Below are 14,964 nucleotides of genomic sequence, written 5' to 3'. Positions count from 1 at the left end.
GATGTTAAACAAAGTAACAGAGGCAATAGAGGACATCAAGAAGGGAAAATTAATAATCGTTGTTGATGACGAGGACAGAGAAAATGAGGGAGACTTTGTTACAGCTGCCAGAAATGCTACCCCTGAACAAATTAATTTTATGGCTAAAGAAGGTCGAGGATTAATTTGTGCACCCTTAATCGAATCGCGAGCTGATGAATTAGGCTTGGAACTGATGGTAACCAATAATACTGCTTTACATGAAACTCCTTTTACCGTATCTATCGACCTAAATGGGCATGGATGTACAACCGGAATTTCTGCAGCTGATCGGTCTAAAACAATACAGGCATTAATTGCCCCGGAAACTAAACCTGAAGACTTTGGAAAACCCGGACATATATTTCCTTTGCGAGCAAAAGAAGGTGGCGTATTGCGTAGGTCAGGACATACAGAAGCAACTATTGATCTGGCTCGTTTAGCAGGTTTTGAGCCTGTCGGAGCTTTGGTCGAAATTTTAAATGACGATGGAACCATGGCAAGGCTTCCTCAGCTTTTTAAAATTGCTAAAAAGTTTGATCTCAAAATCATCTCGATAAAAGACCTAATTGCCTACCGATTATCTACTGAATCATTAATTGAACGATTGATTGATGTAGATTTACCTACTGAATTTGGCGATTTCGATGTTATTGCCTACAAACAATTAACAACAAACGAAGTTCATCTGGCATTGGTTAAAGGAAAATGGGAAGCAGACGAACCCATTATGGTTCGGGTTCACTCATCTTGTGTAACAGGAGATATTTTTGGATCATACCGCTGCGACTGCGGACCTCAGCTGCATAAAGCCATGCAAATGGTGGAAGATGATGGCAAAGGTGTTGTTATTTATATGAATCAGGAAGGGCGAGGAATTGGTTTGGTAAACAAACTAAAAGCTTATAAACTACAGGAAAACGGTTTTGATACTGTAGAGGCGAATCTTCATTTAGGCTTTCAACCTGATGAAAGAGATTATGGAGTAGGTGCTCAAATTTTACGCGACTTGAACGTAAATAATATTAAACTTATTTCGAATAATCCTGCGAAACGAATTGGCCTGCAAGGATATGGTCTTAATATTTCAGAACATATACCTTTAGAGATTGAGCCTAATGAATTCAACCAAAAATATCTGAAAACAAAAAAGGATAAAATGGGGCATGACCTGCATGCACAAGATTTAAAATAATTTCTAATCCCTGATACAGCGGACAGAATGGCCAGCAGTATTCATTATCCGCTGTCGATACACATTTCTTTCCTCATTTATCATGCATCTGTAATTTGCCCATTGCATAAGATCTAAATATGGAGTTGAAGTCCACCAAAACCCATAAAATCCAATATTCAAATAAGTTCCATAATACCCATCTCTTGTTCCTGAAGGAAGTGCTGTAAAACCGCTTTCATTATTTGAAAAGTTTGGGGTTTTCCAATGACTTAATCCTGACTCTTTAAGTTTAAAACCTGCCATTTTATTTCCATCAAGATAATCCACTAAAATTTGCCATTCAGCATCTGAAGCAACATGCCAACCTTCAGGGGCAATATTTCTAGAGTCATTTATTGCAAACCAATTGTATAAGCGCCCATAGATTGCGACATTATTTATATCATTATTGTAATTACAATATGCTGCAGAATTAAGATTCACCCAAAGGTGACTATCTGCTACATTCGGAATCGGATCACCATTTCTATATTTTGTGGTTCTTAAATTCTCAAGCATCCAAACTTGAGTTCCTATTGTTACATAGTTATAACTGTTCCCATCCACATCTGAGATACTGGTTGTAGAAAATGTAATTTCTTTTCCATAACCTGTTCCATTAATGTTGGTTGCAAATGCCCTTACATAATAGCTTGTATTTGGAATTAAACCTTTCAGTATACTGGAAAAACTTCCATCTCCACTTCCATTTGTTACAACACTATCCAGAATTGTTGGGTTTTGATTTTCACTCCAACAAACGCCACGAGCAATTATAAACTCACCTCCATTTGACAAAATACTGCCTCCACTAATTGCAGTTGTTGAAGTAATATTAGTAGTTTCACTTGTTTTCAGCCTTGGTATTCTGCCTTCTGTTTCGCAATTACTAAAAATAAGTATCTGGAAACAAAATAAAACAATGAATAAAACATATTGCACTTTATTATGCATACGAATTGCTATTTGAATTGATAGTCAAGTTAGCAAAATTTTTAAATATTTAGAGTGTTTTCAATCCATCTCTCAATTCCTGGATGGCAGTTGCCATATCCGATTTGCTTTCACCACCTGCAGCATTCAAATGTCCACCGCCATTAAAGTATTTTTTCGCCAGCTCATTTACAGGGAATTCATCTTTTGATCGAAACGATAATTTGATAAAGCCATCGTGCTCAACCAGCAAAACTGAGATGATGACATCCTTAATATTCATAGGGAAATTCACCAGATTTTCCGTATCTGAAGCCTTGGTTTTGAATTTTTCAAAATCTTCCTTGGATACGCTAATAAATGCTGCTTTATGTTCTTCGATAAATTCCATTTTTTCTGTCACACAATGCCCCCAAAAACGCAATCTCTTCTCACTGAAATTATCGTACACTTCTCTTTGTATCAGGCTATGTTCTATGCCTGATTCAAGTAATTTTGAGGCAATTTCAAACGTTCGTTTGGTCACCGAAGGGTAGCGAAAAGATCCACTATCAGAAATAATCGCTGCATATAGGCAAGTGCAAATAGTCTGATCCATTAACGAAGTTTCGTCAATGGCATTAATTAAATCAAATACAGCCTCACCAGCTGCACAATATTTTGTACTCCAAACTTCATAGGTGAAACTTGTATCTGGTTCGGGATGATGATCTATCATCAGTTTGGGTATTTCCAATTCAGCTAAATACTTACCCAAATCTGCATTCCTTTTTAAATCATTAAAATCTACAGCAATAATCAAATCTGTATTTTTTAAAAAGGTTTCAACGCTTCCTTTCTTATGTGGATATATCAGGGCATCTTCCACACCAGGAAACCACTTATGATAATCGGCAAAAATGGAAGGAAAAGTTAGCATTACATAATGACCTTTTTTTCTAAGAAAATGCATGAGAGCCAAAGAGGATCCGATGGCATCCCCATCAGGCCGAACATGAGTTGTAATTAGAATTTTGTGTTTCGTACTTAAAAAGTCTATAATGCGTGGGTCAATTATCATTCTTATTTCTTTTTTCCTCAAAAAATTCCTGCAATATCATTCTGCATTCATCTTGTCGAATACCGCTAATAACTTTTAGCTTGGGGTGAATTAATGAAGGTTTATACAGCCTATAACCTTTCTTGGGATCGTCTGCAGCAAATACAAGGCTTTCCAATTGTGCTGCATTAATAGCTGCTGCACACATCGCGCAAGGCTCTAGTGTAACATACAATCTGCAATCTTTCAGATATTTAGATCCCAAATAATTTGATGCTGCCGAAATAGCTATTATTTCAGCATGTGCAGTCACATCATGAAGTATTTCCGTTTGATTATGTCCCCTGCCAATAATTTTATTTTCGGCAACTATAATTGCACCAACAGGAACCTCTCCCTCTTCCAATGCTGCTTGGGCTTCCTCAAAAGCCTTTTTCATAAAATAATCATCATTGAAAGTCGAGGAGATCATATGTTTTAAATATTTCTTTACTAATTAATCATTAGGGTGAATTGTAAAGATAGACCTAAATTTGTTTTTATATAAAATAAATTCGAAGCATGACATTACGTGGCTCCATTATACTTATTTCAATCTTCTTTTTTTCGGGCTTACTACCTATTTCAATTCTGGCTCAAAATTATGCACAAAATAAGCAAATTCAAGAATCCATCCAGGAGATAATCCAGGAAAAATTACGAATTGAACCTGAACAAATAGAAACATTTGTTGAAGCCGAAAGGATTTGGGAAAATGGTCATTCTACTTTCAGACGCTCATTGGGAACCGAAACACAAGTAACAAATAATATTATTGCAGAATCAGAGGTTCATGCCGGACTCAATCCTACAGACTCTAATAACATTGTTCTTTGCCCCATTCGATTGATTCCATTTGGAGGATATACACTACCGATTTATTTCAGCAAAGATTTTGGTAAAAGCTGGAGTGAAAGCAATTTTGACCCTCGTCCGGATGTAAGCAATGCAACTGTTCTTGGTGGAGGAGATCCTGTATTCGCCTATGACGCTGGTGGAAAGTGTTATTATACATGGATAAGCTTATACCGAACCAGCACTACTTCTTATCATTGGGCATTACTTTGGGCTTATTCTGATGACGGAGGAGCTAACTGGCAAACAACCGACTCGAATTATATTTGTTTATCATCTGGAAATTCATTGGGAACCTTGCCCTTAATTTCTGACAAACAATGGATGGCAACCGATCAAAGTAATAGTGCCCATAAAGGTAATTTGTATGTTTCTTATTTACGGGCAAATATGCAGACGGGTAAAATCCGCATAGTTGTTCAACGTAAACAAGCCGACAGTAGCGAGTTTGATTTAAATCCCATTGAAATTTCAAATGGATCGTTTACAAGTGTGCAATTTGGTAATGTAGCAGTAGACCACAACGGCCATGTACATGTCACTTTTTGCGATGACAAACGATCTTTATGGCATAGCAAATCAACAGATGGAGGCGAAAGCTATAGCAGTCCCAAATTGATTACAAATTTCATGATGCCTGACGCAATTACCGGAGTAAAAAGTTCAGGATCAAGTCCTCGGATTTATCCAGCTCCTTACATGGCAGTTGATCAAGGCAAGTCTGCTCATGCAGGAAATATTTACATTACATGGACGGCTAAAGGAATTAATTCAGATGAAAACACGGGAAGTGATGTTTATTTTGCCCGATCCACTGATGCTGGTGTGTCGTGGACAGAGCCCAAGCTTTTAAATGATGACGATAAGCTTTCTCCAAAAGACCAGTTTTATTCAAATATATATGTTAATGAAGAGGGAGTTGTAGTAATAGGATGGTATGATGGCAGGCATTCTGTTTCAAATGTCCAAAATGAAATCACTCAATACTATTTAGCCTATTCTTTTGATGGGGGGCAAAGTTTTACAAGCAATTTTAACGTAAGCTCTGCCTTTACCAACTTTAGCACAGTTGGGAATAAAAATAATCAATTTGGTGTAGGGGAGTATAATCAGGTTTTAGCCACAAAGGGACATGCCATAGCTGTTTGGGCAGATGGCAGAAAAGGAGATGGAGATCTTGATATATATGTTGCTTTTGCCAAATTAGAAAAAGAACCTCAAAGCATAGCAGAAATCAGTCAAGTAGGTGGCAAATTTTCGCTAAAATCGATAAGTCCAAACCCTGCCAATCAAAATATTATAATTAATTACAGCCTTTACGAACAATCCAGAGTATCATTCACAATTCTATCAATAGAGGGGAAAATGGCCCTTCAAAAAGAAGAATTACTTAAAAATGCAAACGACCACAACTGCAATATTGACATTAAAAGTCTGCCTAGTGGTCAGTATATTTTTCTTTTTGATACTGAATTTGGAAGAATATCCCAAAAATTTATGATAAAGAGATAAATTTGCTCCCTCATTGTACATGTTTATTTTGGAATAATAATTGAAAAACAATAGAACTCACGTTCATGAAATGTGAATTCTACAAAATATCACTGAAAAACGAATATGAAAAAATTTGCATTTATTTTAGCCGGAATTATTTTCTACACTGGCTTGTACGCACAGTATAAAAAAATTGAATCCAACACTACTAAGGAAAACAATATTTTCGGATCATTCAGTATCCCTCATGAAAAGTATGAATTGGATAATGGAATGACCGTCATTATTAATGAAGATCATTCTGATCCTGTGGTAAGTCTTAATTTCTTACACAAAATTGGATCATCAGCCAGCTATGCTGACCGTACAGAAGTGATGTATTTGATTTCCTATTTGCTTTATGAAATGAATGAAAGTGTCAATTCTGATTTCTACACCGATTATGGTGGAAAATACGATTGGAATTTGGATATCGACAAAACAAATTGCAGACTTTCTGTTCCCTCCGATTTGTTCGAATCCGCACTTTCCAAAGAATCCAAAAGATTATTTGAGTTCATCCCTGGCGTTTCACAAGTCAGTTTGCAAAATGCCATTGAGGTAATTTTGCAGGAAGAGTTGAATAAACAATCCAATAATGGTTTTGAAAAAGCAGAAATATTTGCGAGAAAAGCACTTTACCCATTTGCCCATCCTTATTCCTGGCAAATAACAGGTAAAACTGAACAATATCAATCAGCTGCACTTACTGACATTAAGAAATTTTACTCCGAGTGGTTTGGTGCCAATAACTTGATTCTTTCTATTTCAGGAGATATTAATACTGAGGATGCCATTAAATTGGTTTCGAAATATTTCTCCAATTATCCTGCTACTTCATTTACATCCGACAAAGTTGGCAATCAAATAGATTTGCTTAATGGTGCTAATGTAGACCCACTAACAAAAAATCGTTATATCACTCATTTTAATGAAAATACAGAACTAAAAACGCCTTTTCTTCGAATGGTATATCCCAGTGTTTCAAAATACACAAACGAAAGTGTTGCCCTTAATATAGCCGCATTTATGCTGGATAATGAAAAAAATGGCAGCTTATCTAAGCTTTTATATTCAGCCAAGCTAGCCGAAGATGTTCATGTTTATCACAAAACCTATAAGCACGAGGGTGAATTTATTATAGAGGTTATTGCAAAACCAGGTGTTAGTCTGGCTGTTATTAAAGACACTATTGAATATACAATCCGACATACTTTCCAACTTCCTGAGCAAGAAATGGATCAAAAGCGCAGAGAGCAAAAAGATGGAGAAGTGATTGATATTGAAAAAATCAGAATGGATTTTGAAAATCGTCAATTTCAGCTGGATAGACGTATGCAATTACTCACTGCAGTTGAAATAGGTAAACTATTGTCTGGATTTGAATTAAGTGCTCACGAAGCAAAAACACTTGCAGATTATGAGTTTTATCTTGGAAACCCAAATAGCTTATCCAATGAGCTTTCCAGCATTCAAGCTATTAATCCAAGTTCAATTTTTGAAATTGCCAACCAATTTCTTGTTGATAAACCAGCTGTTGTCATTAGCGTTTTGCCAAAAGGTAAAGCTGAACTAAAAGCAGGTGTTGATAATCATAAAATTCATGAGTTAGAATCAATTGTGCAACCAACACTTGAAGAGGAAATTGCCAACATAAAAATACCAACTGCAAGTACATACAAGGCTAAATTAAATAAAGTAAAGGCATATCCTTTCCCAATTTATAAAGAAGTAACGCTTGAAAATGGACTTACGTACTTTGTCTCACCGGATTTAACAAGTCAGAATTTTAATCTGACCTTACGGGTTGACTTCAGTAATATTCGCACTTTACTTGAAAATCCAAAAACTGAAGAGATTATTCTCCATTCGATGTACTCCTATATGGAAACTCATATGAATGGGGATATTATGAATCAACTGATACATAGCAATACATCTTTCGACTTTAAATTCCTGAATAATCATTTGATCATCGAAGTAGAAACCTCACCAAACAACCTGAATGTTGTAAAAGAGATTTTACGTGAAATGTTTTTGTCAAATCATCCCATTCATGTAGATATGGAATCAATTGTTGATCAACTTTCCACTGAAAAACAATATTTGAAATTGAATCCTCATCATTTATTTTCAGATTTATTAATAAACAGAATGTTTCCAATGCAAGAAATGCAGAAGCAAGATTATATTACTGATAAAGATGAACTTATGGTAATGGTCCTACGCCTATCTGAAAGATATGTTTATCTTTTCGATCCCATAAACTCCAAGGTATTTATAACTGGAAATGCACCAGAAGGACAAATGAGTGACCTCATTGAAAACTTTAGACAATGGCAATCTGTTCCAACAGGAGATGTTGTAGCAAAAATTCAGGGCGACACTTTGCCTTTTGGGAAACAATTTTATTATTGCGATTTCAAAAGAAATGAAAAAGCAGATGTGTTGGTCAATTATCTAAATCTTCCTGTTGATGTCGATGAAAACACAAGGGCTAAATACTTTAATCATATATTAGGTAAACAAGATGGGCTGTTGAAAGAGTATTTGAAATTGAATTCTAACATCAGTGATTTTGGTTCATTTGAAAAAATTACCGGAAATGTACATTCTTATTATCTAAGTTTCCAGACTGATTACGATAGCGCTGCTAAAGTCATTAATGAACTTTTAAGTCATATTAATGCTCTGGCTACAACAAAATCTAATAAGAAAGATTTAAAACTGTGGACAGGACAATATCTTAGATTGGAAAATTGCAAATATGAATCAAATTCATCCAAAGCCTGTTTGTTAAACTCAATTAATACAGAGAACCTACCAAACGACTATTTTTCAAGTCGTATGAAAGTGGTCAAGAAAACCAAAGGAGGGAAACTTAAAAAATTCGTTTCAGCTACTATCAATCCTGATGAAATGCAGTTTCTGGTCATAGGCAATAAGGAAAAAATTATCAAACAATTTGACAAATCAGGTTTGGGTACAATGAAAGAAGTTTCCCTTTCAGGTAAGATAATTAACAATTAGGATATTTAATTTACAGCAAAATGGCAAAAAGCAAGCTTTTACTAATAATCACTCTTTTCCTTCTTACTTCTACAAGTGTGTTTTCACAAATGCAAGATCCGGTAAATTGGACATTTGAAATAAAAGCTATCGTCAACGATCAGTACGAATTGGTGATGACAGCTAAAATAGATGACAAATGGCATTTATATTCTCAAGATATTGCCAGTGACGATCCGGATGCAATCACTCCTGTTCCGACATCATTTAATTTCGATGATAATCCGGACATTGAGTTTATAGGCAAGGTCGAAGAAAGGTCTGAAGTGCATTCCGATTATGATGAAAACTTCGATATGATTTTGAAGTCGTTTATGCACAAAGCTGTTTTTGTACAAAAAATTAAGATTAAGAATGTTTCAAAAGTTACCGGCTATTTAGAATTTATGGCCTGTGACGATAAGCAATGTTTGTCACCCAAAGAAATTGATTTTGAATTTGATTTTAGCTTTCTTTCAGGGAAAGAAGAGGTTGCAAATACGGAAATTCCTGCAACTGAGCCCACTGAAGAAACCGATTGGGGATTTCTTCTGATAGCTTTCCTAGCAGGATTAGCAGCTATTGTTACTCCTTGTGTTTTCCCAATGATACCAATGACAGTTTCTTTTTTCATGCATGGTGAAGAGGAAAAGAAAAAAGGTATCAGAAAAGGATTATTATTTGGATTTTCAATCATTGCTATTTATACCATATTTGGTTCTGTAATGGCTGTTGTATTCGGTGCCGATTTTGGCAATTTCTTAAGCACACATTGGTTACCAAACATACTGTTTTTCCTGATTTTTGTCTTTTTTGCAGCCTCCTTTTTTGGGATGTTTGAAATTACCTTGCCCAATTGGATGATATCCAAGTCTGATCAAAAAGCAGATCAGGGTGGTTGGGCAGGTCCATTTTTTATGGCATTAACTACAGTATTAGTTTCATTTGCCTGTACAGGCCCCATTGTTGGCTCATTGGTATTTCAATCAGCAGGTGGTGAAATCTTAAAACCGATTATGGGTATGCTTGCATTTGGAATTGCATTCGCCCTACCTTTTACTTTGTTTGCCGTTTTCCCACATTGGTTGGCCAAATTACCTCAATCGGGTGGTTGGTTGAATAATGTGAAAGTAATATTGGGCTTTATTGAACTAGCCCTTGGATTAAAATTCTTATCTGTTGCCGATCAAACGTATCATTGGGGGCTTTTAGACCGCGAAATATATTTAGCTTTCTGGATTGTCATTTTCACTTTAATGGCGTTTTATCTGTTGGGAAAAATAAAATTTGCTCACGACTCTGATGTTCCTCACGTAGGAGTCCCCAAATTAATCATGGCCATTGCTACATTCACTTTTGTGGTGTATTTAGTGCCTGGAATGTTTGGCGCTCCACTAAAAGCACTATCAGGCTACCTGCCTCCACAACATACACATGATTTTGATCTGAATGAAATTATCCGAACCAATGCAGAAATGATTCTTTTAGAAGGAAAGGATGTCACGGAATTAGATAGCAAACAGGCCATGTGTGAAAAACCTAAATATGGAGATGACTTACACCTTCCACATGGACTTACAGGTTATTTCGAATATGAACAAGGGTTAATCTGCGCCAAAGAACAGGGGAAGCCTATTTTTATTGATTTCACCGGACATGGTTGTGTTAACTGTCGTGAAATGGAAGCCAGTGTATGGTCCGATCCCCGCGTTTTAAAATTGCTACGTGAAGAATTTGTTATCATTGCCTTATATGTTGACGATAAAACGATAAAACTGCCAGAAAACGAATGGTATAAGCCAGAAGGTAGCAAGCGTACAATTAAAAAACTTGGTAAGAAAAACACGGACTTTCAGCAAAGAAAATACGAGGTAAACTCTCAACCATATTATGTTATTTTAAATCACGAAGAAAAACAAATGGTTAAAGCACATTCTTACGACAAGAATGTTCAGCATTTTATTGACTTTTTAACAGAGGGTCTAAAGAAATTTAAATCACAGCAAATACCGGAATCTACTTTTTCATTTGAAAATTAAGATGGACGAAATCAAAAAGCAATTAGAAGAAGCCAGAAACTTATTAGATGCTTTTTTATCTAATCAGGATAATTTGAAAAATATTCAGTTAGCTGGTGAACTATTGGTCGATTGTATTAATAACGAAAACAAAATCATTTCTTGTGGCAATGGTGGCTCTATGGCTGATGCCATGCATTTTGCTGAAGAATTAACTGGCCGTTTCAGGGATGACAGAAATGCCATTGCTGCAGTGGCCATCTCTGACCCTGCTCACATTACTTGCGTGGCCAATGATTATGGCTTTGAGTACATTTTTTCCAGATACATTGAGGCAGTTGGTAAAAAAGGAGATGTACTTTTGGCTATAAGCACAAGCGGAAATTCGGCAAATGTGATTAATGCCATACAGGAAGCACAATCAAGAGGAATGAAAGTTATAGCGCTAACAGGAAAAGATGGTGGCGGCATGTCAGATATCTGTGATATTGAAATCAGGGTTGCCCATACAGGCTATTCCGACCGTATTCAAGAAATTCATATTAAGGTAATTCATCTACTGATCGACTATTTAGAGCGAAAGCTTTGGTTGTAAGCAGGTTCTTCTTATACACCATTGCTGAATAATATTTTCAGCATTCACTTATCTTTTTTAATACTTTTGTACAAAACTTAAGCTATGGCTAAAACGTCAACACCCAAAGGATTTAGGGATTTCAATCCGATGGAAACAAGCCGAAGAAACTATATTTTCAAAACGATTGAAAGCGTTTTCAAGCTCTATGGCTATCATTCTATCGAAACTCCGGCCATGGAAAACTTATCGACTCTGACTGGAAAATATGGAGAAGAAGGAGATAAATTACTTTTTAAGGTTTTGAATTCTGGCGATTATTTAGGCAAACTAAGTGATGTGGAATTAGCTTCAAAACAATCGAATAAGCTGACATCAAAAATAGCCGAAAAAGGTTTGCGTTATGATCTAACGGTTCCTTTTGCCCGTTATGTTGTCGAACATTTCAATGACATTACTTTTCCGTTTAAGCGTTATCAAATTCAACCTGTATGGCGTGCCGACAGACCTCAAAAAGGTCGTTACAGGGAATTCTACCAATGCGATGTAGATGTAATAGGCTCCAATTCATTACTGAACGAGGTAGAACTCATTCAAATTATTCATGATGTTTTTGCCAAACTTGGCATTTCAGTTAAAATCAAGCTGAATAATAGGAAAGTACTTCAGGGAATAATGGAAGCAATTGGAGAATCCGATAAATTCATTGACATTACAATTGCTATTGACAAGTTGGATAAAATTGGTATCGATAAAGTAGAGCAGGAGCTAATAGCAAAGGAGCTCAGTCAAACAGCAATTGACCAGCTTAAGGGTTTATTGACATCTGATGAGTCCTCAAACAAAAGCAAAATTGATATGCTCACGAACATAGCCGGCAAAACCGAAATAGGTGCCAAAGGTATTGCAGAAATACAGACAATTATTAATTCGCTGGAAAAGGTAAATTGCGACAAATTGCTTGAAATTGACCTGACACTTGCCCGTGGCCTTAATTATTATACGGGTGCCATTATTGAAGTTGCAGCCAATGATATCCAAATCGGCAGTATTTGTGGAGGAGGGCGCTATGATGACCTCACTGGTATTTTTGGACTGAAAGACATGTCAGGTGTGGGGATTTCATTTGGTGCTGATCGTATTTATGATGTATTGAATGAGTTGGATGCATTTCCTTCAGACCAAGTAGATGCCACCCAATTGTTGTTTGTGAATTTTGGCGAAAAAGAAGCTGAACATTGTTTGCCTTTATTGCAGCAGATTAGAAATGCAGGAATCAGGGCAGAGTTGTATCCCGACAATGCTAAAATGAAAAAGCAAATGAGCTATGCCGATAAGTTGAACATTCCTTATGTGGTGATTATTGGTGATGATGAAATGAAAAATGAGCTGTATTCTCTCAAAAACATGAAAACCGGAGAGCAGCAAAAACTGAATATTCAGGGCGTTATAAATGAAGTCAACGCATAAGGCTTATGTCGATTAAAGTGCTTGAACAATTCCTACCCGATTCAACTTTACCCTATATAGATGAGTTGCTTGACAAGCAGGGTATTTTGATAAAAATCACCAATCCCCGAAAAACCAGACATGGCTCGTTTAGAGCTGGACACAAAAATGTAAGACCAGTTATCCATATTTCAGGCGATTTGAATCCGTATGCCTTTTTGATAACACTCATCCACGAAATTGCTCATCTCAAAACATGGCAAATGCATGGACGAAAAGCAGCCCCACACGGAATTGAATGGAAAAATGTATTTTCTAACCTCATGTATCCTGTGCTTCAAAATGGCGTATTTCCTGACGAATTGAGGTTACACCTCATCAAGCATATGCAAAACCCAAAAGCATCAAGCAGTAGCGATACAGTTTTAAGCAGACTGTTAAAAGAATATGATGATAATCCGAATCAACTGCCTACAATTGAAGAAATTCCCATGGAAAGTGTATTTGAATGGAGAAATGGACGCTTGTTTCAAAAGAAAGAAAAACTCAGAAAACGCTATAAATGCATTGAATTGAAAACGAAAAAAATATATCTGTTTAATCCACTTGCAGAAGTTAAACCTGTTCGGACTTAAATTTGCAAATCAGCATAAGTATATGCCAAAACGCAAAACATCAAAATACCTATACCTGCTTGTTTTATCTCTGCTGATAAATGCTAGTCTTTTTGCTCAACCCATCAAGAAACTTAAAATTATTCAAGCCGATTATTTAGAAGGAATCGATAACAAATCCGGTAAACTTAAAAAACTAATTGGCAATGTTATTTTAGAGCACGAAGGAGCGCTGATGTATTGTGATAGTGCTTATCACTTTGAAAACAAAAATTACTTTGAAGCATATAATAATGTGCGAATTAATCAGGGAAGTGATTTTAACTTAACAGGACATTTTCTACATTATAATTTAGAAACCAAGCTGGCAGAAGTTGACCATAATGTGGTACTTTCTGATAAAGACATGACGCTCAGCACACCTCATCTTACCTATCATATGGAAAGTAAAATTGCGTCATATAGACTTGGTGCAACAATTGTGGATTCAGCAAATACACTCACCAGTAAGCAAGGATATTATTATTCCAACACCAAGGATATGTATTTTAAGCATGATGTGGTTTTAGTGAATCCAGATTTTACCATGCATACCGATTCATTGCGCTACAATGCCAATAATCGGGTGGCCACTTTTCTCGGACCCACCACTATTGATGGAGATGATTCAGAGGTATATTGCGAAGCAGGTTGGTATAACACCAATTCAAAGAAAGCAGAGTTTCGAAAAAACGCCTATGTTTTTAGCAATAGTCGAAAAATATATGGTGATAAACTTCTTTACAACGACAATACTGGAGATGCACATGCAGAAGGAATGGTTCGGATTATCGAAGAAAAAGATAATACTGAAATCAAAGGCAATCTTTCTTTTCATGACGAATTAAAAAATACTACATGGATTACAGATAGCGCACTATTCATAAAATATATGGATGACGACACCCTTTTCATGCATTCTGATACTTTAAAAATAATTAAAATACCAGCCACTGACGATAACATAATTGTGGCTTACTATAAAGTAAAATTATTCAGTACTAACTTCAAGCTTAAGTGCGATTCATTATCCTATCAAACGATTGATTCGTCTTTTCTGATTTATGTTGAACCAGTATTATGGTTTGATAGTTCACAAATCACAGGGGATTTTATTCAGATATATACGAGCAATCAAAATCTTGACAAAATGGATGTGAACGGCTCCTCATTTATGATTGAAATGGTTGATTCGAGTCGTTTTAATCAAATTAAAGGAAAAAATTTACAGGCCTACTTTCTGGAAAACAAGTTGGACAACATTTTTGTAAAAGGAAATGCAGAATCCCTCTATTACCTGCAGGATAGCGAGAAAAAATACATCGGACGAAACAACATTCAATCCAGTACCATCGACATAAAAATGAAAGACAATAAAATTGATGAAATACGATTTAATCTGCAACCGGAAGGAATTGTTCAGCCGGCTAAGAACATGGATAAAAATGATCCTCTGTTGAAAGATTTTCGTTGGAGGCAAAAAGAAAAACCAGTAAAATTTGAAGATATATTTAAACGAGACAATGGCTTAACAAATACAGTTGAATAACAAAATTGAATACAACTCGTTATTAATGACTGGCTATTAC

The 14,964-nt window shown here is 35.9% G+C and carries 11 protein-coding genes; 8 read left to right on the top strand and 3 right to left on the bottom strand.

The window, feature by feature from the left end; translation table 11 throughout:
• The first annotated feature begins 1 nt into the window (after window position 1).
• Window positions 2-1,213, top strand: coding sequence for a bifunctional 3,4-dihydroxy-2-butanone-4-phosphate synthase/GTP cyclohydrolase II (locus tag HOG71_05260; protein MBT5990242.1), 1,212 nt, complete (start codon window positions 2-4; stop codon window positions 1,211-1,213).
• A gap of 3 nt (window positions 1,214-1,216) precedes the next feature.
• Here the strand turns inward: HOG71_05260 and HOG71_05255 are convergent, their stop codons facing one another.
• Genes HOG71_05255 through HOG71_05245 form a run of 3 tightly spaced genes read right to left on the bottom strand, consistent with a single transcriptional unit; the run spans window position 1,217 to window position 3,678 of the window.
• Window positions 1,217-2,188, bottom strand: a complete 972-nt coding sequence (locus HOG71_05255; protein ID MBT5990241.1) for a hypothetical protein — start codon at window positions 2,186-2,188, stop codon at window positions 1,217-1,219.
• Between the two features lie 49 nt (window positions 2,189-2,237).
• Window positions 2,238-3,227, bottom strand: coding sequence for a bifunctional oligoribonuclease/PAP phosphatase NrnA (locus HOG71_05250; protein ID MBT5990240.1), 990 nt, complete (start codon window positions 3,225-3,227; stop codon window positions 2,238-2,240).
• Window positions 3,217-3,678, bottom strand: a complete 462-nt coding sequence (locus HOG71_05245) for a nucleoside deaminase (GenBank protein ID MBT5990239.1) — start codon at window positions 3,676-3,678, stop codon at window positions 3,217-3,219. Before HOG71_05245 ends, HOG71_05250 begins: the two co-directional genes overlap by 11 nt.
• An 89-nt stretch (window positions 3,679-3,767) precedes the next feature.
• Here HOG71_05245 and HOG71_05240 point away from each other — a divergent pair, with 89 nt between their 5' ends.
• The 7 genes from HOG71_05240 (at window position 3,768) to lptC (ending at window position 14,924) form a co-directional block, all read left to right on the top strand.
• Entirely contained in the window at window positions 3,768-5,612 is a 1,845-nt protein-coding gene (locus tag HOG71_05240; protein MBT5990238.1) for a T9SS type A sorting domain-containing protein, read from the top strand.
• Between the two features lie 105 nt (window positions 5,613-5,717).
• Entirely contained in the window at window positions 5,718-8,663 is a 2,946-nt protein-coding gene (locus HOG71_05235) for a hypothetical protein (GenBank protein MBT5990237.1), read from the top strand.
• A 20-nt stretch (window positions 8,664-8,683) separates the two neighbouring features.
• Window positions 8,684-10,720 (top strand): thioredoxin fold domain-containing protein, encoded by a 2,037-nt coding sequence (locus HOG71_05230; protein MBT5990236.1) that lies wholly within the window; start codon window positions 8,684-8,686, stop codon window positions 10,718-10,720.
• Window positions 10,716-11,294, top strand: a complete 579-nt coding sequence (gene lpcA / locus HOG71_05225) for a D-sedoheptulose 7-phosphate isomerase (GenBank protein MBT5990235.1) — start codon at window positions 10,716-10,718, stop codon at window positions 11,292-11,294. Before HOG71_05230 ends, lpcA begins: the two co-directional genes overlap by 5 nt.
• A gap of 84 nt (window positions 11,295-11,378) precedes the next feature.
• A complete protein-coding gene (locus tag HOG71_05220) occupies window positions 11,379-12,743 on the top strand; it encodes a histidine--tRNA ligase (protein ID MBT5990234.1) in 1,365 nt (454 codons plus the stop codon).
• A 5-nt stretch (window positions 12,744-12,748) separates the two neighbouring features.
• On the top strand, window positions 12,749-13,357 hold the full coding sequence (locus HOG71_05215) for a sprT domain-containing protein (GenBank protein MBT5990233.1): 609 nt from the start codon (window positions 12,749-12,751) through the stop codon (window positions 13,355-13,357).
• A gap of 22 nt (window positions 13,358-13,379) precedes the next feature.
• Window positions 13,380-14,924, top strand: coding sequence for an LPS export ABC transporter periplasmic protein LptC (gene lptC, locus HOG71_05210; GenBank protein MBT5990232.1), 1,545 nt, complete (start codon window positions 13,380-13,382; stop codon window positions 14,922-14,924).
• The last annotated feature ends 40 nt before the right edge of the window (window positions 14,925-14,964 follow it).

The organism is Bacteroidota bacterium (assembly GCA_018698135.1).
Taxonomy (GTDB): Bacteria; Bacteroidota; Bacteroidia; order CAILMK01; family JAAYUY01; genus JABINZ01.
This window is presented reverse-complemented; position numbering and strand designations above follow the sequence as displayed.

Excerpts from the sequence above, each read along its gene's own strand:
- HOG71_05260 (MBT5990242.1), top strand. The coding sequence starts at position 2 with ATGTTAAACAAAGTAACAGAGGCAATAGAGGACATCAAGAAGGGAAAA.
- HOG71_05255 (MBT5990241.1), bottom strand. The coding sequence starts at position 2,188 with ATGCATAATAAAGTGCAATATGTTTTATTCATTGTTTTATTTTGTTTC.
- HOG71_05250 (MBT5990240.1), bottom strand. The coding sequence starts at position 3,227 with ATGATAATTGACCCACGCATTATAGACTTTTTAAGTACGAAACACAAA.
- HOG71_05245 (MBT5990239.1), bottom strand. The coding sequence starts at position 3,678 with ATGATCTCCTCGACTTTCAATGATGATTATTTTATGAAAAAGGCTTTT.
- HOG71_05240 (MBT5990238.1), top strand. The coding sequence starts at position 3,768 with ATGACATTACGTGGCTCCATTATACTTATTTCAATCTTCTTTTTTTCG.
- HOG71_05235 (MBT5990237.1), top strand. The coding sequence starts at position 5,718 with ATGAAAAAATTTGCATTTATTTTAGCCGGAATTATTTTCTACACTGGC.
- HOG71_05230 (MBT5990236.1), top strand. The coding sequence starts at position 8,684 with ATGGCAAAAAGCAAGCTTTTACTAATAATCACTCTTTTCCTTCTTACT.
- HOG71_05220 (MBT5990234.1), top strand. The coding sequence starts at position 11,379 with ATGGCTAAAACGTCAACACCCAAAGGATTTAGGGATTTCAATCCGATG.
- HOG71_05215 (MBT5990233.1), top strand. The coding sequence starts at position 12,749 with ATGTCGATTAAAGTGCTTGAACAATTCCTACCCGATTCAACTTTACCC.
- lptC (MBT5990232.1), top strand. The coding sequence starts at position 13,380 with ATGCCAAAACGCAAAACATCAAAATACCTATACCTGCTTGTTTTATCT.